This window comes from Streptomyces sp. NPDC050619 (assembly GCF_040654815.1).
In the GTDB taxonomy this organism is placed as follows: domain Bacteria; phylum Actinomycetota; class Actinomycetes; order Streptomycetales; family Streptomycetaceae; genus Streptomyces.
In genome coordinates this window covers 107,624-128,815 of record NZ_JBFAIR010000025.1, presented here as the reverse complement: position 1 = coordinate 128,815, position 21,192 = coordinate 107,624, and the positions used below count along the sequence as shown (strand labels likewise).

The window sequence follows — 21,192 nt, the reverse complement described above, 5'->3', positions numbered from 1 at the left end:
GCTCAGGTCCAGCCGCGGCCGTGCTTGAGGAGCCGGCTGTGCGCGGTGGCCACCTGCGGACGCGTCGCGGTGCCGTCACGGGTGGCGAGGTACGTCGTCGTGATCGGCGGTATCTCGGGTCTGAGCAGGGGCACCAGCGTGCCCCGGGCGATGCCGTCGGCACACAGGTACGTGGGCAGCACGGCGATGCCGACCGAGGCCTCAACGGCGGCCAGCACGGCCCGGTGGTCGGGGACCACCGCAGGCGTCGCGGCCGCCGCGGTGTGGAAGACCGACCACCAGTAGTGGTCGACCAGCGGCAGATACTCCGAGCAGGTCACCAGCCGTTGGCCGTCCGGCGCAGGGGTGTCGCCCGGCGCCCGATCCTGCGGGATCGCGCGCGCGACCTCGGGCGAGGCGACCAGGCAGCACTCCTCGTCGTAGAGGGGCAGCGCGCTGATGCCCTTGGTGCGGGGGCGCGTCCGGGCGACGACGATGTCGAGTTCGCCCTCGGCCAGCTGCGTGAGCAGTGTGTCGGACAGCTCCGAAGTGATGCGCAGGCGCACCGGATCGCGGAGCATGTCGGCCACCACCGGCAGGATCCGGTCGCTGATCAGGTCGCTCGGGGCGCCCAGCCGCAGCGGGCGGGCCGGGACGCCGCCGGCCGAATAGCGCCGTACCACGAAGTCGAGGGCATTGACCGGGCCTTCGGCGTCCCGGGCGAGCGAGTCGGCGGCCGAGGTGGGCCTGGACCCGGTGGCCTGGCGGATGAACAGCCGTGTCCCGAACCGCTCTTCCAGCATCCGGATCTGATGGGTCACGGCGGGCTGGGAGATGTGCAGCCGGCGGGACGCTCGGCCGAAGGAGCCCGTCCGGTAGACCTCCAGGAAGGTACGCAACAAACCCGGGTTGAGCGGTTCCGTCTCCGACCCGGCCGCCGGGACCTGCGGATCTTTCTGGGTCTTGTCCTGGGGGCGCGGTCGCATGCGGGGTGTCGTATCGGATCCGGGTAATCGGGGGGAGGACATCAGGGCAGGCTCCATAAGTACGGCCGGCGGACGTGGGGGAGGGGGAGAGGGAGAGGGAGAGACGTGGAGCAGATCCCGGGCTGCGCAGTCCCGGGACGGATCCCGGCAGTGCGGATCTGGACCGCGTACCTCAGGACTTCGGCAGGTGCGGTACAAGCTCCTCGAAGGTGCGGCGCTGCCCCAGCGCGGTGTCCAGGAGCAGGCCGTTGTTGCTCAGCGCCAGTCGGCGGAAGGCCGCCACCCGGTGCTCGTACACGTCGAGTGCCAGCGGGTCGTCCCGCTCGGCGGCCCGGCTGCGCACCCGGGCGCTGGCCACGCCCGCCGGTACGGTCGTGAACACCGAGAGGTCCGGCGCGGGGAAGCAGCCGATCAGTGGTTCCACCACGGCGCGTGTCCCGGCCGGCACTCCGTGCATGAGCAGCTCGCCCAGCGGCGTGAAGAGATAGCGGTCGACCACGACGACTCGGCCCGCCCGCAGCGCGGGCAGGATGCGCGCCCGCACGGTCATCAGCCGGTCCCCGAGCACGGCGCAGCACATGGCGAGTGGGTCGACCTCGCCGGTCCGCACGGCGCCGAAGGGATCGGCGCTGTACTCCTTGAACCAGCGGCTCGCCTTCAGCTCACGGGAGGGCAGTTTGAAGCCGCGGACAGTGTGGCCGCGCGCCCGCAGAAAGGCCCGGGTCGTCCGGGTGGTGGTGGTCTTGCCGCTGCCGTCGACGCCGTCGAAGGCGATGAGCGTGCCGGGCAGTCCGTGAGGCCGGACCGGCAGCCGCCACTCCGGGATCACAGAGCCCGTCCGGTGTACCGGGCGGTCGTCCGGTGGACCAGACGGCGCATCCCGGCCGGAACGCCCTCGCCGCGGTGGAGAAGCGAGGGGTTGTCCCAGACCAGCAGGTCACCCGGGCGCCAGGCGTGTGCGTACTGCCACCGCGGCCGCACGGTGTGCGCGTACAACTCCTCGAGCAGGTTCCGGCTCTCGGCCTCGGGCAGGCCCTCGATCCGGTCCAGGCACATCTCGTTGAGGTACAGGGCCGGTTCGCCGGTGACCGGGTGCGGGCGCACCAGCGGGTGCGTCACCGGCGGGAAGGCCGCGCGCTCGGTGGCCGCCTCCGCCTGTGACACCCGCGACGAGGCCTGCCGCAGCGGGAAGTTCCGTCCGAAGTCGTGCACGGCGCGCAGTCCGGCGACCCGCTCCCTGAGCGTCCGCGGCAGTTCCGCGAGAGGGCCGAGGGCGTCGTTGAACTGGGTGCGGCCACCCTCCGCGGGCGCCACCACCCCGTACAGCAGCGTGGCGTCGGTGGGTTCCGGCAGGAATGAGGCGTCGCTGTGCCAGTGCTCGGCGGGCTCCTTGTGAGCGCGGGGCAGCGTCGACTCGAAAACCTCGGCGTAGGGACTGTCGGAATGCCCGTGCGTGGGGTTCCAGGGGAGCGTCGGCCGGCCGAAGAGCGAGGTGACCCGTAACTGGGCCTCGACGGTGAGCCGTTGGCCGGAGAAGAGCAGCAGCCGGTGCCGGTGCAGGGCCTGGACGAGTTCCTCCGCGTGTGCCTCGGCCTCCGCGGTGTCGAGTGCGACGCCGAATACCTCGGCGCCGAACGAAGCGTTCAGGGGTTTGTACATGAGCATCCGCGGGGCTCTCCTTGCCGCCGGTGTCGCTGTCGTCGCTACGGCGGGGGACCGGTCCATGAGCACCGTGACCGCAGGCCGGTGAGGCAGTGCGCAAGACGTGCGCGTATGCGGTGCACGAGGCGGAGTTCGGCCCCTCGGCCAGTTGCGAGCCAAGGACATTACATCGCGGACGCCGCCGGATTTCAGGGATGCATGGATGGGACATTGGTCCTCTTGAGGGAGGTGGGGCGACCTGACAGGCTGGCCCAGCACGAACGCACCGAAGCCGCGCCCTCTCACGGTTCCTTGGTCCGATGGGCGCCACGCCCTCCCACGGAGCGCCGCCTGAGGGGACTCTCGGTGACGGTTGCCGCACGGCCGCGCAGCACCGGTTCCGCAACCAGCGGAACCTGCGGGCGGACGGTGGAGCGGCCTCGGTGTGTGCAGTGGCCGCTTCCCGGTGGCCCCCACCCACCAGATCCGAGAACCGACCTTCTTAGGAGTGAGCGGTGACCATTGCCGAGGAGCGTTCCGCAGCCAACCGCTTCGTCCTGTCCGAGGACGAGGTGCCCCAGCGCTGGTACAACCTCGTCGTCGACCTGCCCTACGACATCGACCCTCCTATGCACTCGACGGAGGACCGGCCCGCGCTCACCGAGGACTACGACTGGCTCTGGCCCACCGAGTGTCTGAAGATCGAGTTCCTGCAGGGCCGGTACGCGACGGACCCGTGGATCGAGGTGCCCGATCCGGTCCTGCGCACCTACCGGCGCTACCGGCCCTCCACCCTGGTCCGGGCCAAGGGCCTGGAGGAGTACCTCGACACCCCGCATCAGATCTTCTACAAGCGTGAGGACCTCAACCCCGGAGGCAGCCACAAGTTCAACACCGCGCTGGCGCAGGCTTACTACGCTGCCCAGGACGGTGTCGAGACGCTTGTCACGGATACCGGCGCCGGCCAGTGGGGCACCGCCCTCGCCCTCGCCTGCGCCGCCTTCGGCATCAAGCTGAAGGTGTTCATGGTCCGCAAGAGCTTCGACGAGAAGCCCTACCGGCGCAACCTCATGCGGATGCTGGGCGCCGAGGTCATCTCCTCGCCGAGCCGCACCACCAAGACCGGCCGCGGCGTGCTGGACAAGGACGCGGACAGCCCTGGCAGCCTCGGTATCGGCATGGCGGAGGCCATCGAGCTGGTCCGCAACGACCCCTCGCACCGGCTGGCACTCGGCTGCATGTCGTACTACGCGGCCATGCACCAGACCGTCATCGGCCTGGAGACCCAGGCACAGCTTGCGCAGGCCGGCGTCGGCGCCGACGTCCTGGTCGGCTGCGTCGGCGGCGGCAGCAACTTCACCGGCTTCGTCGCCCCCTTCGTCACGGGCGCCGACCGGCCGCTGTGCATCGCCGCGGAACCCGCCTCGGTGCCCACACTCACCACCGGCGAGTTCCGCTACGACTGGGCCGACTCCGAGCGGCAGACCCCACGCATCCCGATGTACACCCTCGGCAGCGACTTCGTGCCGCCGCCCATTCACTCCGGCGGTCTGCGCTACCACGGCAAGACCCCGATCCTCTCCAGCCTCGTCAAGCACGGCCTGATCACCCCGCGCTCCTTCGACCAGCAGAAGGTCTTCGAGGCCGGTCAGCTGTTCCTGCGCACCGAGGGCGTGCTGCCCGCGCCGGAGAGCTCCCACGCCATCCTCGCCGCCATCGACGAGGCCAAGCAGGGCGGCAAGCCGCGCACCATCGTCATCTGCCTCAGTGGCCACGGCTACCTGGACCTTCAGGGGTACGCGGATGTCCTCGACCTCGACTGACCCAGCCCCACTCCTGTCCCGTCACCGGGCGGCGTCCGTCCCCGACGCGGTGGAGGTCCGGACGTCGTCCCGGGTGCATGTGACGCTCATCGACATGAACGGGTCGGTCGGCCGCCGCGACGGCAGCGTCGGCTTCGCGGTGGCCGACCCCGGACTGCGCCTCGTCCTGGCCCGCGGCGGACCGCCGCACCAGGACGAGGCCGCCGGAGCAGGGAACGAGCGAGCCGCCGCGGCGGTGCGGCACGCCGCCGCAGCCCTCGGTGTCCCGGCCCCGGCCCGGGTCCGGCTGCGCTCCACGGTCCCGGCCCACAGCGGCCTCGGCTCGGGCACCCAGCTCCGGCTCGCCGCGCTGCGCGGCCTGGCCGAGTTGGAGGGCCTGGACCTGGGCGACCGGGAACTGGTGGCGCTGTCCGGACGCGGCGGCACCTCCGGCATCGGCGTGCACGCCTTCACCCGTGGCGGCTTCCTCGTGGACGGCGGCCACCGCACCCGCGACAAGGAGGCGTTCGCGCCGAGCCGCTTCGCCGAGGGCCTGCCGGTCCCCCCGCTGCTGTACGCCAGGAACCCGCCCGCCCACTGGGGCGTGGTCCTGGCCCTGCCGGAGGGGGTCCACGGTCTGGAGGGCGCGGCCGAACGGGACTTCATGGCCGCGCACACCCCGGTGCCGCTGCCCGCCGTCGAGGCGGTCGCGCACACCGTCCTCATGGGGCTGCTGCCCGCCCTGGAGGAGGGCGACCTGGCCGCTTTCGGTGACGGCCTCACCCGGCTTCAGGACATCGGGTGGAAGCAGGCTCACTGGCAGCGGGCGGAGCTGCGCCGGTGGCGGCCACTGGTCGACCTGATGCGCGCCGAAGGCGCCGTCGGCGGCGGCCTCAGCTCGACCGGGCCGCTGGTGTACGCCGTCTACGACCGGACCCGGCACGACGACGGGGAACTGGCCGGACGGATCCGCGCCGCCGCGGACCGGGCCGGACTGCCGCTTGCCTCACTGACCACCACGACCTTCGGCGGCCCCGCAGCCACCGTACTTCCCGAGGAGTGAGGCGACCCCCATGGACCAGTCGGAGCTGGAGGAGATCGAGCGCGACTACGTGCGCTGGTATCCCGCCCGTATCACCGCGATGAACCCCGAGACCGCGTGGGCGCGGCCCACGATGGGGCTGTACGCCCACATCCCCTACTGCGCCCACCGCTGTCACTTCTGCAAGTACAAGGTGAAGGTCGGCGACGACCTGCACGACGAGATGGACGTCTTCCTCGACGCCCTGGAGAATGAGATCCGCACCGTGCGGGAGCGCGGCCAGGTGGCCGGACGCCCACTGGACGTGATCTTCATCGGCGGCGGCACGCCCTCTCTGCTGGCCACCCGCCAGCTCGATCGCCTGCTGACCGTCATCACCTCGTCGTTCGAGCTGACCGACGACTGCGAATTCAGCATGGAGTGGAGCCCCGCCTCGCTCAGCGGCGAGAAGCTTCGGCTGTTCCGCGCCGCCGGTGGCAACCGGCTCAGCATCGGAGTGCAGTCCTTCAACGACGCCGTGCTCAAGGAGATCGGGCGCGACCACACCGCCGCCGAGGCCCGGGAGGCGCTGCGGCTGGCCCACGAGGCGGGCTTCGACAACATCAACCTCGACCTGATCTACCGGCTGCCCGGCCAGAACGTCGAGGACGTCCGCCGCTCCGTGCGCGACGCGCTCGCCTGCGACCCCGCGCACATCAGCTTCTACCCGCTGTGGATCCGCGAGCAGACCGTGCTCTGGTCCCGGCTTCAGAAGGGCGAACTGGAGATCCCCGGCGAGGACGTCGAGCAGGAGATGTTCGAGGCCGCCCGGGAGATCTTCGAGGAGAACGGCTACGAGCACTACAACGTCTTCGACTTCGTCCGCCGCACCACACCCCGCTGCCGGTACACCGAACTCCAGTGGGAGGACGGCGAATGGGTCGGGGTCGGCCCGAGCGCGGTGACCTACCTCGACGGCCGGCACACCATCAACGCCTACTCGATCGGCGACTACATCGAGCAGGCCCGCACCAACGGCGCCGCCACCACGGCCGGCTCCGTCCTCGACTTACCCGCGCGGATGCGCCGCACCATGATGTTCGGCCTGCGGATGAACCCCTTCGACACCGACCGCTTCCGCCGCCAGTACGGCGTGGACGTCGACACCGTCTTCGGGCCGGAGCTGACCGCCCTCACCGAGAACGGTCTTGTCGTCCGCGACGGCCGGCTGCTGCGGCTCAGCGCCGAGGGCATCCGCAAGGTGAACAACATCGGCAAGCTCTTCTACACGGCACCGGACGACCGCCAGTCCCTGGGCCTGTCCCGGCGCGGTCTGCCCATCGTGGAAGTGGACCGGTGACCGCCGCACCGGGCCGTCGGCCCCGGGTCGTGGGCCTCGGCCTGGTGATGGCGGACGTCCGGGTGGTCTGCCCGGTCCCGCTCGTTCAGGAGCACGACCCCAGCGTCGCGGCGATGGACCTCCGGCTGGGCGGGGCCACCACCAACACGCTGGCCGCGCTGCGGCGGCTCGGCGCCGACACCGCCGTGGCGGGCGTGGTGGGCGACGACTGGATCGGCCGCTTCCTGCTCGGCCAGCTGGACGATCGCGGGGTCGGCCGGGAGCACGTGGTGACGGTGCCCGGATCCAGCCCCTCCTGCCTGGTCCTGGAGTCGCCGCCGAGCCGGACGCTGCTGTGGCACCTGCCCGCATCGCTGGAGCGGGCGGCGGAGACAGCGCTGCGTCCGCTGCTGCCCCGGCTCGTCGAGGACGCGGACGCTGTCCACGTGAACGGCCGCTTCCTGCCGGTCGCCGCCGAACTGTGCGCCCTGGCCCAGGAACGCGGCACCACCGTCTCGCTCAACGCGGGCCGCGGTGACGTCTCCTCCGGGGTCTCCGCGCTGCTGGACCACGCTGACGTACTGGTCGCGGCAGAGCACTGGGCCCTCGAGGAGACCGGCACGAGGACCGGCGGGGAGGCGTGCGAGCGATTGTCCCGGCGCGCTTTTGGGCCTCCCCGGCTGGTCTCCGTGACCTGCGGCGAGCACGGCAGCTGGACCGCGGGCCCCGGGATGCCGGAGGCCGTGCACACTCAGGCCCCGGACGTGCCGTCGGGGCTGCCCACCGCGGGAGCGGGGGACGCCTACCACGCGGGCTTCCTCGCCGCCGCCCTGGCAGGAGCCGCACCGGGACGATGCGCGCAGGCCGGAGCCGACGAGGCCGGCCGCCATCTGTCCGAAGCCGCGGTGGTCCCCGCCGCCTAGAACGCACCGGAAGACACCCTCCGGTGCCCTTCGAACGACAGGAAGGGGGATCCAGAGCCATGAAGTTCGACATCAAGAAGGCCGGCACGTGCAACGGCAACAAGGCGCGGTAACCGTTCGCGCCGAAACGTAACACCCCTCTCGGCGTGGCGGGCACACGTTGATGCCCGTCAAAGTGTCCGCCACGCCGATTCGGCATTTCCCCCCGAAGGACCTGTGCAGACAGACGACGAGGTTGAGAGGATTGAGTAAACAGCACGCCATCGACGACAAATACCTCACGCCCGAGGACACCGCTGAGGCAGTCGACCTCGTCGCCCGGACCTACCCCGACGGATGCCGGGGCGCCTTTGTCGTCGGCAGTCTCTCCGTCGGTCTCGGCCACGCCGAGTCCGACCTCGACATCGTCGCTGTGCACGACACCGCGCAGACGGCCCGCCAGCATGTTGCGGGCGGCCGCCGTCTTGACCTCACCACCCTGCCGCTCGCCGTCTGGGAGGCCCGAGCCGCGTCGATGGCGCGGTACGCCATCACCCGGACCGACCGCTCCCAGGGAGACCTCGACCACGCGGAGATGACCAGGATCGTCCGCTACGCGGTGGCCGGCCGGCTCCCCGTGGGACGCACCGGCGAGGACGCCCCGTCCGGACCCGACCGCGACGTGGTCGCCCAAGTCGTGATCTACCGCAACGCCTTCGTGGTCGCCGGCCTGGCCGAGGACGCCGCGGGGGTCCTTGCCATCGGCGACCCGTACACGGCGCTGCTCGCCGCCCGCGGCGCGGTCGAGGCCGGCCTGGACGCGCTGCTCTCCGCCGAACGAGACCTGTACATCGGGCCGAAGTTCCTGCTGCGCCGCGTCGCCCGGTATCGGCTGCTCGGCCCGAACCTGCCGACCATCTGGGAACTGCTGCACGAGCCAGTGCCGCTCGACGGCCTGACCGGACACGCGGAGGCCGTCGTCCGGCGCCGGCTTACCCTCGCCGTCGCCCTGGTTGGCGTGGCTACCACCCGCGGCGGGAACGGCACCGGGGACATCGCCGAGCTCCGGCTGCCCAGGGGACCCGGCATCGGCCCGACGCAGAGCCCGTACCACAGTCTGCTCCGCTTCACCGACGGCTTCGTGCTGGCCGGACCGAACACGGCCTACGACCTCACCGATCCCATGGCATACCTGTGGAGCCTGTGCACGGGCGCCGGAGCGGCCGATGTGCATACGGAGTTCACCCGCGCCCTCGACGCCGACGTCTCCGAGGAGGAACTGGCCGGTGCGGTGGCCGCTCTCGCGGAGCTGGGCGTCGTCGAGTTGCCGCGGGACGCGCCGTGACCGCCGTCGAAGTCGTCGGTCTGGGCCGTGACTTCGTCTCCTCCGGCCGCCGGGTCACCGCCCTGGACCGGGTGAACCTCACCGTCGCCGAGGGTGAGATCGTGGCCCTGCTCGGGGAGAACGATGCCGGCAAGACGCCCCTGACCAATCGGGGCGAGCGGGGTTCAGCCCCTGGACCGGGAGGAACGCACCCTCGCTCCGCTGCTCGTCGGACGCGTGCCCGTGCTGCGGGTGCTGCTCGCCCGCACCGGGGCGTACGCGGTCATGGCGCTCACCACCCTGTGCGCGGGCGCCGCCGTGGGCGCGCTGGCGCTGCTGGGCCGCTCCGAGCTGCTGTACGGCAACGCCGCGCTCTATCTCATCCTGGTCCTCAGCGGCGCGGTGCCGGCGCCGGCCCTGCCCGGGTGGACCGACACGGTGGCTGGGCTGCTGCCGCTCACCCACGGCATCGAGGCGCTGCACCGCTCCCTGGACGGCGAACCCGTTGCCACGCGGACGGTGGCTGACGGATCTCACATCCATAATGGAATTCCGCGCCCGTCGAATCAATGGGGCAAACGTCCTGGCCTTTCATTCATTGACATTTTCGGATCGCAGCCCTTTTGATGAATAGGAAGCTGGATGTGACGGCTCGTACGTGATGGCCCGCGAGTGGGACGGATGAAATCGATGACACAAGGAATTCGACCCTCGTCCAGCCGGTTCTCGCGGATCCTGGGAGTGGGCTCGTACCGCCCGGGGAACGTGGTCGGTAATAGGGAAATCTGCGAACTCATCGATTCCGATCCGGAATGGATCGAGAAGCGCTCCGGAATCAGGACCCGACATTTTGCCGACGGCGACGAGACCATACCCGTGATGGGGGCGCGAGCCGCGGAAAAGGCGCTGAGTGCGGCCGGTCTGACCCCCTCCGACGTCTCCTGCGTCATCCTCTGCACCATGTCCTACCTGCACCAGGCGCCGCCCGCGGCGGCGGCCTGCGTCGCCGAACTGGGGGCGCGCGGTGCCGCCGCCTTCGACCTCGGCGCAGCCTGTGCCGGGTTCTCGCACAGCCTGGCGGTCGCCCGGGACCTGGTGGCCTGCGGGCAGTCGGAGCACGTACTGGTGGTGGGGGCAGAGCGGATGAGCGACATCGTCGACCCCCGAGACCGCTCGACGGCGTTCATCTTCGGCGATGGCGCGGGCGCCGCGGTGGTCGGACCCGCCGACGAGCCGGGTATCGGGCCCGTGGTGTGGGGGACCGACACCGAGCACCTGGGTGCCATCCGGCAGAGCCGCTCCTTCGCCGAGGTGCGGAGCGACCCGCTGGTGCGCTGGCCGTTCCTGGAGATGGCCGGACCGGAGGTGTTCCGCTGGGCCATCGGGGCCGTTGCCGATGTGTGCGGACAGGCCCTGGCCGCGTCCGGGGTGACGGTGCAGGACATCGAGACGTTCGTGCCGCACCAGGCCAATGTGCGGATCGTGGATGCGGCGGTGAAGGCGCTGAGGCTGCCCGCGTCGGTTGAGGTGGCGCGCACGGTCCGGGAGGACGGCAACGTCTCCGGCGCCTCGATTCCGCTCGCCCTCGACACTCTGACCGCCGCCGGCCGCGTCCGGCCCGGGGCACTCGTCCTGACCGCAGGCTTCGGCTCGGGCCTCAGCTACTCGGCGCAGGTTGTCGTCGCTCCCTGACCAACCCTTGGAGACGCAATGACGGTAAGCACGCGGGCGCCTTCGGCGCGCGACACGTTACGGAGCCCGGGACACGGCGCGGAACTCGTCGTCGACGAGGGCGACCCGTTCTTCTTCGACCACCCCCTCGACCACGTCCCGGCGATGCTGCTGCTGGATGGCGCGGTGCGCGCCGCGCGAGCGCTCGACGGACCGCTCGCGGACCGGCCGGAAGTGACGCGCCTGTGGATGCAGTTCGACCGCTTCTGTGAGAAGGACCGCCCCGTCCGGCTCCGGCTGGGCGCCGCCGCGGACCCCGGCCACCCGGTCTCCATCCGTGTCGTCCAGGACGGTACGGACGTCTGCCTGGGCGGCCTGGCCTGCACGCCGGGTGCCGTCCACGCCCCGCTGCCGGCCTCGTCGCCGGCCGGCGGGCGCCCCCCGCACGCCGCCCCTGCCCTCGTGCACAAGCGGGCGGTCGCCCAGATCCTTGTCGGCCCGCTGCACCGGACCGGCCCGGAGACCCTTGTCACCCCGGTGCTGGAGCCGGCGCCGGGCGCCGAGACCGCCGCCGTGCACCCCCTCACCGTGCTGGTCGAGGCGTGCCGGCAGGCGTCCATAATGATCCTGCACGCAGTCCATGACGTACCACTGGACCATCAGTTCATCCTGTCTCGGCTGGATGTCGACCTGTCGCCGGGCCCGGCCTGGGCCGGGCCGCCCGTGCTCTGCTGCCGCCCCCGGCGGGTCGGTCGTGACCACACCGTGGTGTGCGAACTCCTCGACGGTGAGGAGCGCCGGGGAACGGTCACCTGCACCGGACGGACCGTGCCGGCCGCTGTATACCGCAGGCTGCGCGAGGCTACCCGGAAGCGGCCCGCGGCCACGGGTCCCGGACCGCGGGGGGCCGCACGATGAGCCCGGAGGGTACTGCCGGGACCCGAAACGGACCGACCCGCACCGGACGGTTTCCGGCCGTCCTGCTGGTGGCCGGCGCGCTGGCCCTCGTGGGCGCCCTGGTGCGCATCCTGCACTCCGCCCCGGCGGACGTGCGTGCCCCGGCCGCCACCTTGATCACCCTCTATCTGATCTGGGTCGCTCTGGAGACCCGCATCAGCCTGCGCACCGCGGGCGAACCCGCCTCTGAGCAAGACCGCGGCAGCGAACAGCTGTATGGCGCAGCCCGGTTGGCCACCCTCGTCGCCGCCCTGTACGGGCCCCTGCCGCACGGCCCCTGGCAGCCCTGGATGCTCGTGCCGGTCGGACTGCTGACAGCGGGTGCCGCCCTCCGGCTGCTCTCGATCCGCACCCTGGGCCGGTTCTACTCGCACCGCGTCCGCACCGTCCACGATCACCGGATCACCGACACCGGCCCGTACCGCGTGCTTCGCCACCCGGCGTACACCGGAATGCTCCTCGCCCATGTCGGACTGGTGACGTTCTTCCTCAACCCGGTCAGCGTCGCGCTGCTGCTCGGCGCCTTCCTGCCGGCCGTCGTGTACCGCATCCGCACCGAGGAGACGGCGCTCGCCCAAGTCGCCGGATACCGCGAGTTCGCCCGGGACCGCAAGCGTCTCGTGCCCTTCGTGTGGTGAACGTGGCGGACGGACCGGCGGCGAAGCCACCGGCGACCAGGACATGCACGACCAGGACATGCACGATGAGACACGGACGATGAGGTGGCGGCGAATGATCGAGACGCTCGACGACCCGATGGCACCCGAGCACGTGGGCTGGAAGTTCGCCCGGTTGAAGTCCTTGTACGGCGCCGGGGTCACGGTGCCGCCCCTGTTCTGCCTCACCGGCGAGGCGTTCCACCGGGCCGTCGCCCCCGTCGCCGACCGCATCGCCGAGCTGCTGCGTGAGGTCAACCCCGACGACTGGCAGGACGTCTGCCGCGTCAGCGCCGAAGTCCGTCGGCTGGTCGAGGAGACAGCCCTTGACACCTCACTGCACGAGGCGCTGACCGCCGCCGTGGACCGACAGTTTCCGGGGGACGAACTCGTCGCAGTCCGCTCCTCGGTGCTGGCGGAACGGCTGGAACACGCTGAAGACTCGGGCGCGCACGCCTTCGCCGGCATGAGCGACAGCTTCCTCTACGTGCCCCGGGACGGCATCCCAGCCGCAGTGGCGCGCTGCTGGTCGTCGGCGTTCTCGCCCGAGGGCTTGCTGTACCGGCACCGGCTGGGCCTGAGCGCACAGGGCCTTGCCGTCGCCGTCGGCGTGCAGCGGATGGTCCTGGGCGAACGGTCGCTGGTCCTGTTCACCTGCGACCCCGCGACCTATGAGCGCCGGACCGTGATCAGTGCCGGCTGGGGCATCGGCGAGGGCGTCGTCCAGGAGAAGACGGCCACCGACCACTTCTTCGTCGATCGCGCCGGGACCGTGGACCGCGTCGTCACCGGCAAGACGACGATGCTCACTCTCGACACCGGGCAGGGACACGGCCTCCGGGAAGCGGACGTACCCGAAGCGCTGCGACACGTGCCGGTGCTCAGCGACGCCGAAGCCGTGGAGCTGGCCGGACTCGGGCGCCGTATCGAGGAGCTCTTCGGCGCTCCGCAGGACATCGAGGCCACGCTCACCCCCGACGGCCGGGTGCACGTGGTGCAGTCCCGGCCGGTTGTCCTCGAACCGGGCCGGCACCGAGTGTGGAGCAACGCCAACGTGGCCGAGAGCTTCCCAGGAACCACCACACCGATGACGTACTCGGTGGCCCGCCGCTTCTACGGTCTGCTCAACCATGACTACCTGCGCAGGTGCGGGGTGAGCGAGCGCGAACTGCACGGCCTGCGGGAGACGACGGGCCGGCTGCTCGGCTATGTGGACGGGCGGATCTACCACAGCATCACCTCATTCACGAAGATGCTCGCTGTCCTGCCGCTCTTCGAGGGGCTGCGCCGGGACTGGGAGCGGCTGGTAGCCGAGCTGGACACCGCGTACGCCGAGCCCGCGCCACCGCCCGCGACGCCCCTGGGGCGTGCCCGGCACCACGCTCGACTGGCTCGCAGCTGGGGCCGCGCGGCCCGCAACCTTGCCACTCTGGTACCGGACTTCACCGCATTCGACCGGGATTGGAACCGGATTGTGCGCGAGCGGCGTGGCGCCGCCTCTGCCGACCAGCATCCGCTCGTCCTCGTCGCCGACTTCCGTGAGGTGTGGCGGCGCGCGGGCGACCTGTGGGGGGTGACGCTGGTCAACTACCAGTTCATGGTGGTGTGCCACAAGCTGATCGAGCAGGTCCTGGAGCGCAACGGGGTGCGGGAGTACGCGACGCTCTTCAGTCAACTGCTGTGCGGAGGACGCCAGTTGAAGGGCGCGGAGATAGCCCTGGAAGCAGTACGGCTGGCTGAGCGGGTGCGCCGGGATCCAGAGCTGTCGGCACGGTTCACCACCGGCGGGGCCAGGGAGGTCTGGGCGGAGCTGGACGCGGGGCGGTTCCCGGCGGCATTCACCGCCGAGTTCCGCGCTCATCTGCGCCGCTACGGCGACCGGGGCATCGAGGAGCTGAAGCTGGAGCGCCCCAACCTCCGGGACACTCCCTGGCACCTGGTCGAGCTGGTGCGGCAATACGTCGCGTCGGGCATGACCGTTGTGGAGCTGGAGGGCGCCGAGCGGCGCAACCGGGCGGAGGGCGAGGCGGAGTTGCGGCGCCTGCTGCCCGACCGTCCGGCGGCGCGCGCCCTGCTGCGGCTGCTCTTCGCCCGGCTGCGGACACACCTCTACCACCGAGAGGCCGGCCGGTACCTGCGCAGCGAACTGTTCGGCTACAGCAAGCAGGTGATCCTCGCCCTCGGCACCCAGCTGCACCAACGCGGCGTCCTCGCGGACCCGCAGGACGTGTTCCTGCTCGACCTGGACGAGCTGTTCGGTTTCGTGGACGGCTCCGGCTCGACGTACGACCTGGCCGGCCTGGTCGAGGTACGTCGGCGGGACCTGGAGCGGGCGACGCGGCTGGAGCCGCTCCGCGAGTTCGCCACCGCCGACGTGGTGGCACTGTCTGTGCCGCACCACGCACGGTCCGTCGACGCTCCCGACAACGACGCCGGCACCGTGCTGAAGGGGCTCGGTTCGTGCCCCGGCCGGGTCCGCGGCCGGGCCCGGGTGGTCCTGAGCCCGTCGCTGGACGCCGCGCTGGAACCGGACAGCATCCTGATCGCCCGGGAGACGGATCCGGGTTGGCTGTATCTGATGCTCGCGTCCCGCGGGATTGTCGTGGAGCGCGGCTCCATGCTGTCGCACACGGCCATCACCGGCCGCAAGTTCGGCATCCCGACGATCGTGGGGGTGCCGGGTGCGATGGACATCGTGGACGGCAGCCTGCTGGAGATCGACGGCGCGACGGGCCACGTCACGGTTATCCAGGACGCGGCGTGAGACACGAACTGCTGCTCTTCGGGCGGTTCTTCGTGAAGCGGTTCCCGCTCGGCCTGTACAGCGTGTACGTGCTGCTCCTGCCGGCCGCGGTGTTCTGCACCCTCGTGCCGGCGGACCGCTCCGGTCCGTCGGCGCAGCCCAGCGCGGCGGGCTCCGCCTCAGCTGTCGTGTCGGGACTGCTGGGTCTGGTGTGCGTACTGTTCTTCATGCGAGTCGTCGACGAGGTGAAGGACCTCGACTATGACCGCGTGTTCCACCCCTCGCGCCCGCTCGTCACCGGCGTGGTCGGCCCTCGACAGGTCGTCTGGTACCTCGGGGGAGCGGCGGGGGCGGCCGCCGTCCTGGCCGCTGGGGCGGGCGCGGCGACGACGGTGACGGCGGCCCTGATCATGGCCTACAGCCTGTTCCTGCTCCGCCTGGAGCAGACGTCGGCATGGTTCCGCGACAGCATGCACCGGAACATCGCGGTCACCATCCAGCTGAAGACGGGGGTGGTCGGCTACGCGGTCACGCTCGCGTACGCCGCCGGGGCGGCCCGGGCGTCCTGGCCCGCGCTGCTCTGCGCTGTGCTGACGTTCGTGCTCGCGTATTCGTCCTGGGAGGTGGCGCGCAAGACGGTGCGCCCCGAGTTCGCCCAGCCGGGGGAGAAGCTCTACTCCACCGCCGTCGGCGCTTCGGGAAGCCTGGTCCTGGCGGCCGGCCTGCTGGTCGCGGCATGTGTGCTGCGGGCGGTGGTGGCCGCCGTCTGGCAGGAGTGGGATGCGGGGTGGGTCGCCGCGTGCACCGTCCCGCTGGCCTGCGCGGTCTGGGGGTGGCTGCGCTGGCGCGGCCGGCGCACGGTGCGGTACGCGCCGGCCGGCCCGGCGCTGCTGGGCTATGTGCTGTTCCTCGCGGTGCCCGTCGCCCACTGGGCGTCGTCCGGCCTGACTCCGTGACCGGGCTCACCGGATGGACCGGACGGCCCGCCGGATGGGCTCGGCCGTGCGGTCATCTGCGGTGACCGCCGCCGTGCCGCAATGAGCGCTCCAGCCGGTCCACCAGCTCGCTCATACCGGGCGGCACCTCGGCCGGCGGCGAGAGCGGGCCGCTAGCCAGCCGCAGCAGCCGGGTGGCGAAGTACTCCGCCGCATACTCCTCGGGTCGGCTGTACTGGGTGCGCCCCAGCATGTGCTCGATGAGCGCGGGGTCGATGTCCGCGGGCAGCAGGGCGCTGCCCGCGGACATCTCGTCCGCCGCGCCGGGTCCCGCCGGGCCGTGGTCCCACAGGAGGTGGCCCAGTTCATGCATGATCACGTGAGTCTGGTGGACCACTGTGGTACAAGCCTCATAGAAGACGTAGTCCGTGGTGGCGGTGGAGACCAGGAGCCCGGCGGGGCCGCTGGCAGGGAATGCCAGCGGGGCCAGCTGGATCGGGCGCCGCCGGCGCTCGGCGATCTGCTCGCAGAGGTACTCCAGGGAGAAGGAGACGGGCAGGTCGAGACTCTGTACCAGGTCGCCGCATCTCCTGCGGATTTGCCGGCGTTTCATCGCTTGCCGTTCTCCTCGCTGCCGTGGGTGTCGCGGCTGCCCATGATGTGTCAGGCACCCCCAGGACGGAAGATCCGTTTCTCGGCCAGCGGATGACCGGATACTGTTCTCCGAGCTCCGTTCTTCCCGTGATAACTTTCTCCAAGCCGCTGAGCGCAACGACGAGTTCCGATACGTGCATTGAACCACTAGTTTGCCGAGTGAGCCTCGAACTGTGCGAAGGCGTGTTCGTCGGATGCGCACAAGTGGGCGTCGGCGCGGTGGCACTTGTTGGCAGAGGTCGGGCAGTTCACGGTGGCCGTAGCAGGGGGTGCCTGGGCGGTCATGCCGTGCATCTTGTGCTTCTGCGATGGTACGGCTTGTTTCACCCTCCAGCACAGGATGACAGAGGCTCAGTGTCGGCTGCGGTCTGCCTGAGCCGGAGCGGTGGGCGCGGCGCCAACCCACGCCGCAGGCACGGGATTTGCGATGCGCCTGGTGCTGGACAACCACGTCACCCGCAAGACCCGGCCGTCGAGCCGCGGTTGCTCGCCCGTACCCGCTTTCACCTGCACTTCACGCCCACGCGGTCGCCCTGGCCGGACCCCGTGGCGCGATGGCTCGCCGAGCCGGGAGAAGGGCGTCCGCGTCTGGAACGCCGCAGGGAACACCGTGCCCAAGTCCTGTGTGGGGACGACGGCTTGGGCGAGATCCTCTGACATCTTGCCGCATATCTGGCAAGAATTCCCGACTCAGAAGACTGGATGGTATGCAGTAACCTGACACAGGGAACGTTCAAGATCCTGCGTAACCCCTTGTGGATGCTTTGTCGCAGCCATGGTCTCGTCAACCTGCATGATGGCACCCCTCTGAGCTTCCACCCGATCGGCAGCTCAGGGACCAAGGAGTGGGGATAAATGAGGACAGACCCACCTGGATTGCTGGCTCGGCGGTTGAACCATCTGTTCGACACCGTGCATCCGCGCGGTCGTGGCCCCTTCAGCAACGAAGAGGTGGCCCGCGCCATCCGGGCCCAGGGCGGTGACATTTCGAAACAGTACATCGCCTACCTCCGGAAAGGGGAACGAGGTAATCCGCGGGTCCAGCATGTTGAAGCTCTGGCAAAGTTCTTTGGTGTACCGGTTGCCTATCTTCTCGACGACGAATCAGCGAGCCCGACCGAAAAGCGGCTGGAAGAACTGGCGGCCTGGCGCGACGCTGGTCTGACCGAGGAGGACCTGCGGTCCTTGGAGCGCGCCGGAGTCACCGGCGTGGCCATGCGCGCGGTGGGTCTCTCCCCGAAGGGGCTGGAGTTCGCGAAGGTCCTCCTCGACCAGCTCCGAGAGATGGAAGGGCTGGAGCCCAAGCAGCCCGGCTCCGGCAGCGACAGCCCGCGGCCCGCCGGCTGAGACGGCACCAGCACCGGCCGAGGCAAGAAGCCCCCGGGTGGGGCGTGTTCATGGCGGGAGAGCGGAATGCGTGCCCTGCGATACGAGCGGTTCGGAGGCCCCGAAGTCCTGCTGGAGGCCGATGTGCCGGACCCGGTGCCGGGACCGGGCGAGACTCTGGTCCAGGTGGAGGCGGCCGGCGTCAACTTCGGTGACATCAAACAGATCGCGGGCGAGCACACCGAAGGCCCCTACGCTCCCGAGGGCCCGCTGCCGCGGATCCCGGGAATGGAGGTGGCCGGCCGGACCGCGGACGGGCGCCGGGTCCTGGGCTACCTTCCGCAGGGCGGATACGCGGCCCGGGCGGTCGTTGCCGATCGCGACCTCGTGGCGCTGCCCGACGAGGTGGATGCCGGCGCCGCCCTCGCTGTCCTCGTCCAGGGCTTGACCGCCTGGCACCTGCTGAGGTCCATCGCGCGGATCCGGCCCGGTGAGAGCGTCGTGGTGCACTCCGCGGCGGGCGGCACGGGCAGCCTCGCCGTCCAGCTGGCCCGGGAGTACGGAGCCGGCCGGGTCATCGCGACGGCGTCCTGCGACGACCGGCGCGCCTTCGCCCTCGGGCTCGGCGCGGACGTCGCGGTCGACGGCGCCGCCGAGGGTTACCGGGAGCGCGTTCTCGACGCCAACCGGGGACGTCCCGTCGACGTTGTCCTGGATGCCGTCGGCGGCCCCGTCCTCGACGCCGCCCTCGACGCCCTCGCCCCTCTGGGCCGGCTGGTGACGTACGGCGCCTCGGCACGACGGCCGGCCGCTCCGGTCGACCCGGGCCGGCTCGCGCTGCGGAGCGTCAGTGTGGCCGGCTTCTGGCTCGTCCCGCTCCTCGCCGGGCACGGCGCCGGCGGCAAGGCACTCACGGAACTCCTCGAGCTCACGGCACGGGGCCGGCTGCGGCCGCTTGTCGGCGCGGAGTACGACCTCGGCCGGGCCCGCGACGCCCACGAAGCTCTCCTCGACCGCCGCAATAAGGGCAAGCTGGTCCTCCGCCCCTGAACGCAGTGCGGACATGGTCTCGGTGATCATGTGAGTGTCGAAGTCGCATGAACGCTCGGCGAGTCCGTTGTCGCTTTGCGCTGCCCGCGCTGGTGGCCGCTGCTGCGGGGGCGTCCTGGCGATCACCGGGTGGATCACGGATGCCCCGGCATGGGCCTGCCCAGCTCTCGGCTTGCCCTCGACCCGCTGACCGGCGCGGTGCACGTCCCACACCCTGACACTCCCGCACGCCGTCTTCTCGTCCAACTCGACGGCGACGCCCTGTACCGGGCGACCGGAGCGTTCCTCGCCGCCCGCACCGCCACCCCCGGCGGGGCTGCGGGCGATCGCCGTCGACGGCAGGCCCTGCGTGGCTCGCGCACCACCACGACCACGCACCACACGCTGCTCGCCGTAATGGACCACACCGGTCACGTCCTCGCCCAGCGCCAGGTCGCCGACACAGGCAACGAGATCCCCGGTGTCGAGCCCTGCTGGACACCATCGACCTGACCGGCACGGGCGTCACCGCCGACGCCCCGCACACCCAGCACGCTCACGGCACCTTGCCCCGCCGCCCCGGCGCGAGATCACGCCCGACCACCACGACCGGGCCCGAGCCCACCACCGCCCGGAGATCCGGCGGCTGAAAACCGCCGCCTTCGCCCGCCTCGATTACCCCGACGCCCGCCAGGCCCTCCACGCCATCCGGTGGAGAAAGGACTGCACCGCTGGCGAACTCACCACCGAACGCGCCTTCCTGATCACCAGTCTGGCGCGGGGACGGCGACCGGTGCCCAGCTCGCCGCCTGAACCAGAGGGCACCGGAAGATCGAAAATCTCCTGCACCATTTCCCCGACCGCACGTTCCACGAGGACGACTCCAAGATCCATATCGGCCATTTCCCGCGCATCATGTCCGGCCCCTGGAGTGGGACCTGTGTCCTATTGATGCTGCACAAGCCCCCTGACACGCTTTCCGACCATGGACGCAGTGAAGCCGGATATTCTTTACAACCCCCGCGATCCGAGAATGCGCAGCGACCCTTATCCGTTCTACGCACGGCTTCGCGAGGCTGAACCGGTCCACCAGACCCCCTTCGGATTCTGGGTCGTCTCCGGATATGACGAAGCCGCAGCCCTCCTCCGGGACCCGCGGCTCACCAGCGAGTTCCACCGGGACGCCAAATGGGCGGAGCACCGTGGCGGCTGGGAGAGCCCCGTGGTGAGCGACACCCGGCGCTGGATGCTCATGCTGGACGGCCGGGCCCACCGGCGCATCCGCACCTTGGTCAACCCGGTGTTCAGCGCGGGCTCCATCCAGAAGATGCGCCCGCAGATCTCCGGGATTCTGACGAAGGTCCTGGACCAGATGGGCGCGGGCGAGGGCATTGACCTCATCGACTCCCTCGCGCTGCCGCTGCCGGTCACGGTGATCTGCGGTCTCGTCGGACTGCCCGTCGAGGACCGGGATCAGTGCCGCAAGTGGACCGAGGCGATCGGACACGTCGTCGACCCGGCCCTGGACGAGGTCACCGAGAAGGCTATGAACCAGTCGGTGCTGGAGTTCCGCTCCTACATCGCCGAACACCTCGCCAAACGGCGCACCGACCCCCAGGACGACATCCTGACCCGGCTGATGCTCGCCGAGGTGGACGGCGAACGGCTCACCGACGACGAGATCATCGGCAATGTGCTGCTGCTCTTCAACGCCGGTCACGAGACGACCGTCAACCTCATCGGCAACGGCATGCTGGCCCTGCTGCGCCACCCCGAGCAGCTCCAGACCCTGCGGAACAACCCCGATCTCATCGAGGAAGGCGTCGACGAGTTCGTCCGCTACGACGCCCCCGTCCAGCTCGTCGCCCGTATCACCACGGCGGACGTCACCGTCGGCCAGAAGACCATCCCCTCCGGGTCGAAGCTGATGATCCTGCTCGGCGCCGCCAACCGCGATCCGCGCCGGTACGACGACCCTGATTCCCTGGACGTGTCGCGCACCGACATCAAGCCGCTTGCCTTCGGCGGCGGTCCGCACTACTGCATCGGCGCGCTCCTCGGGAAACTCGAAGGCCGCCTCGTATTCCGTGAACTGCTGCGGCGCTACAAGAGTGTCTCCCTCACCACAGAGGACGTTGTCTGGCGTCCGCATGTCAACTTCCGGGGACTGAGCGAGCTGCGGGTCGACCTAGTCTCCTGACCTGCCCGGCCCTCCGGCCACGGACAC

19 protein-coding genes are annotated in these 21,192 nt (G+C 70.6%); 15 read left to right on the top strand and 4 right to left on the bottom strand.

Annotated elements, in window-relative coordinates:
• Nucleotides 1-2: 2 nt before the first annotated feature.
• The 3 genes from AB0I77_RS34460 to AB0I77_RS34450 all read right to left on the bottom strand — a co-directional run bounded on the left by AB0I77_RS34460 (nt 3) and on the right by AB0I77_RS34450 (nt 2,630).
• Nucleotides 3-965, bottom strand: a complete 963-nt coding sequence (locus AB0I77_RS34460) for a LysR family transcriptional regulator (protein ID WP_363286700.1) — start codon at nt 963-965, stop codon at nt 3-5.
• A 172-nt stretch (nt 966-1,137) separates the two neighbouring features.
• Nucleotides 1,138-1,794, bottom strand: coding sequence for a hypothetical protein (locus tag AB0I77_RS34455; protein ID WP_363286699.1), 657 nt, complete (start codon nt 1,792-1,794; stop codon nt 1,138-1,140).
• Complete coding sequence (locus AB0I77_RS34450) at nt 1,791-2,630, bottom strand: TauD/TfdA family dioxygenase (RefSeq protein WP_363286698.1); 840 nt, start codon at nt 2,628-2,630, stop codon at nt 1,791-1,793. The genes AB0I77_RS34455 and AB0I77_RS34450 overlap by 4 nt, the downstream gene beginning before the upstream one ends.
• Nucleotides 2,631-3,121: 491 nt before the next feature.
• Here AB0I77_RS34450 and AB0I77_RS34445 point away from each other — a divergent pair, with 491 nt between their 5' ends.
• From AB0I77_RS34445 to AB0I77_RS34395, 11 genes are all read left to right on the top strand, one after another.
• Nucleotides 3,122-4,429 carry a TrpB-like pyridoxal phosphate-dependent enzyme gene (locus AB0I77_RS34445; RefSeq protein WP_363286697.1) on the top strand — a complete coding sequence of 436 codons (1,308 nt, stop codon included), beginning with the start codon at nt 3,122-3,124 and terminating at the stop codon, nt 4,427-4,429.
• On the top strand, nt 4,410-5,471 hold the full coding sequence (locus AB0I77_RS34440; RefSeq protein WP_363286696.1) for a beta-ribofuranosylaminobenzene 5'-phosphate synthase family protein: 1,062 nt from the start codon (nt 4,410-4,412) through the stop codon (nt 5,469-5,471). The genes AB0I77_RS34445 and AB0I77_RS34440 overlap by 20 nt, the downstream gene beginning before the upstream one ends.
• 10 nt (nt 5,472-5,481) lie before the next feature.
• Nucleotides 5,482-6,789, top strand: coding sequence for a radical SAM family heme chaperone HemW (hemW, locus tag AB0I77_RS34435; protein WP_363286695.1), 1,308 nt, complete (start codon nt 5,482-5,484; stop codon nt 6,787-6,789).
• Nucleotides 6,786-7,691, top strand: a complete 906-nt coding sequence (locus tag AB0I77_RS34430; RefSeq protein WP_363286694.1) for a PfkB family carbohydrate kinase — start codon at nt 6,786-6,788, stop codon at nt 7,689-7,691. Before hemW ends, AB0I77_RS34430 begins: the two co-directional genes overlap by 4 nt.
• Before the next feature lie 244 nt (nt 7,692-7,935).
• On the top strand, nt 7,936-9,015 hold the full coding sequence (locus tag AB0I77_RS34425) for a hypothetical protein (RefSeq protein WP_363286693.1): 1,080 nt from the start codon (nt 7,936-7,938) through the stop codon (nt 9,013-9,015).
• A gap of 216 nt (nt 9,016-9,231) precedes the next feature.
• Nucleotides 9,232-9,621 (top strand): hypothetical protein, encoded by a 390-nt coding sequence (locus AB0I77_RS34420; protein ID WP_363286692.1) that lies wholly within the window; start codon nt 9,232-9,234, stop codon nt 9,619-9,621.
• A gap of 54 nt (nt 9,622-9,675) precedes the next feature.
• Nucleotides 9,676-10,686, top strand: a complete 1,011-nt coding sequence (locus AB0I77_RS34415; protein ID WP_363286691.1) for a beta-ketoacyl-ACP synthase III — start codon at nt 9,676-9,678, stop codon at nt 10,684-10,686.
• Between the two features lie 18 nt (nt 10,687-10,704).
• Nucleotides 10,705-11,583, top strand: a complete 879-nt coding sequence (locus AB0I77_RS34410; RefSeq protein ID WP_363286690.1) for an AfsA-related hotdog domain-containing protein — start codon at nt 10,705-10,707, stop codon at nt 11,581-11,583.
• Nucleotides 11,580-12,260 carry an isoprenylcysteine carboxylmethyltransferase family protein gene (locus AB0I77_RS34405; protein WP_363286689.1) on the top strand — a complete coding sequence of 227 codons (681 nt, stop codon included), beginning with the start codon at nt 11,580-11,582 and terminating at the stop codon, nt 12,258-12,260. Before AB0I77_RS34410 ends, AB0I77_RS34405 begins: the two co-directional genes overlap by 4 nt.
• 94 nt (nt 12,261-12,354) lie before the next feature.
• Nucleotides 12,355-15,042: a PEP/pyruvate-binding domain-containing protein gene (locus AB0I77_RS34400; RefSeq protein WP_363286688.1), complete on the top strand. Its 2,688-nt coding sequence runs from the start codon at nt 12,355-12,357 to the stop codon at nt 15,040-15,042.
• On the top strand, nt 15,039-15,977 hold the full coding sequence (locus AB0I77_RS34395; RefSeq protein WP_363286687.1) for a UbiA family prenyltransferase: 939 nt from the start codon (nt 15,039-15,041) through the stop codon (nt 15,975-15,977). Before AB0I77_RS34400 ends, AB0I77_RS34395 begins: the two co-directional genes overlap by 4 nt.
• 52 nt (nt 15,978-16,029) lie before the next feature.
• Here AB0I77_RS34395 and AB0I77_RS34390 read toward each other — a convergent pair whose 3' ends face one another.
• Nucleotides 16,030-16,569 (bottom strand): hypothetical protein, encoded by a 540-nt coding sequence (locus tag AB0I77_RS34390; protein ID WP_363286686.1) that lies wholly within the window; start codon nt 16,567-16,569, stop codon nt 16,030-16,032.
• Nucleotides 16,570-17,465: 896 nt separating this feature from the next.
• On the opposite strand from AB0I77_RS34390, the gene AB0I77_RS34385 reads away from it, so the two are divergent.
• From AB0I77_RS34385 to AB0I77_RS34370, 4 genes are all read left to right on the top strand, one after another.
• Nucleotides 17,466-17,957, top strand: a complete 492-nt coding sequence (locus tag AB0I77_RS34385; RefSeq protein ID WP_363286684.1) for a helix-turn-helix transcriptional regulator — start codon at nt 17,466-17,468, stop codon at nt 17,955-17,957.
• A 66-nt stretch (nt 17,958-18,023) separates the two neighbouring features.
• Nucleotides 18,024-18,986: an NADPH:quinone oxidoreductase family protein gene (locus AB0I77_RS34380; protein WP_363286683.1), complete on the top strand. Its 963-nt coding sequence runs from the start codon at nt 18,024-18,026 to the stop codon at nt 18,984-18,986.
• 150 nt (nt 18,987-19,136) lie between these two features.
• Entirely contained in the window at nt 19,137-19,478 is a 342-nt protein-coding gene (locus AB0I77_RS34375) for a hypothetical protein (protein ID WP_363286682.1), read from the top strand.
• A 520-nt stretch (nt 19,479-19,998) separates the two neighbouring features.
• Nucleotides 19,999-21,165: a cytochrome P450 gene (locus AB0I77_RS34370; RefSeq protein ID WP_363286681.1), complete on the top strand. Its 1,167-nt coding sequence runs from the start codon at nt 19,999-20,001 to the stop codon at nt 21,163-21,165.
• The last annotated feature ends 27 nt before the right edge of the window (nt 21,166-21,192 follow it).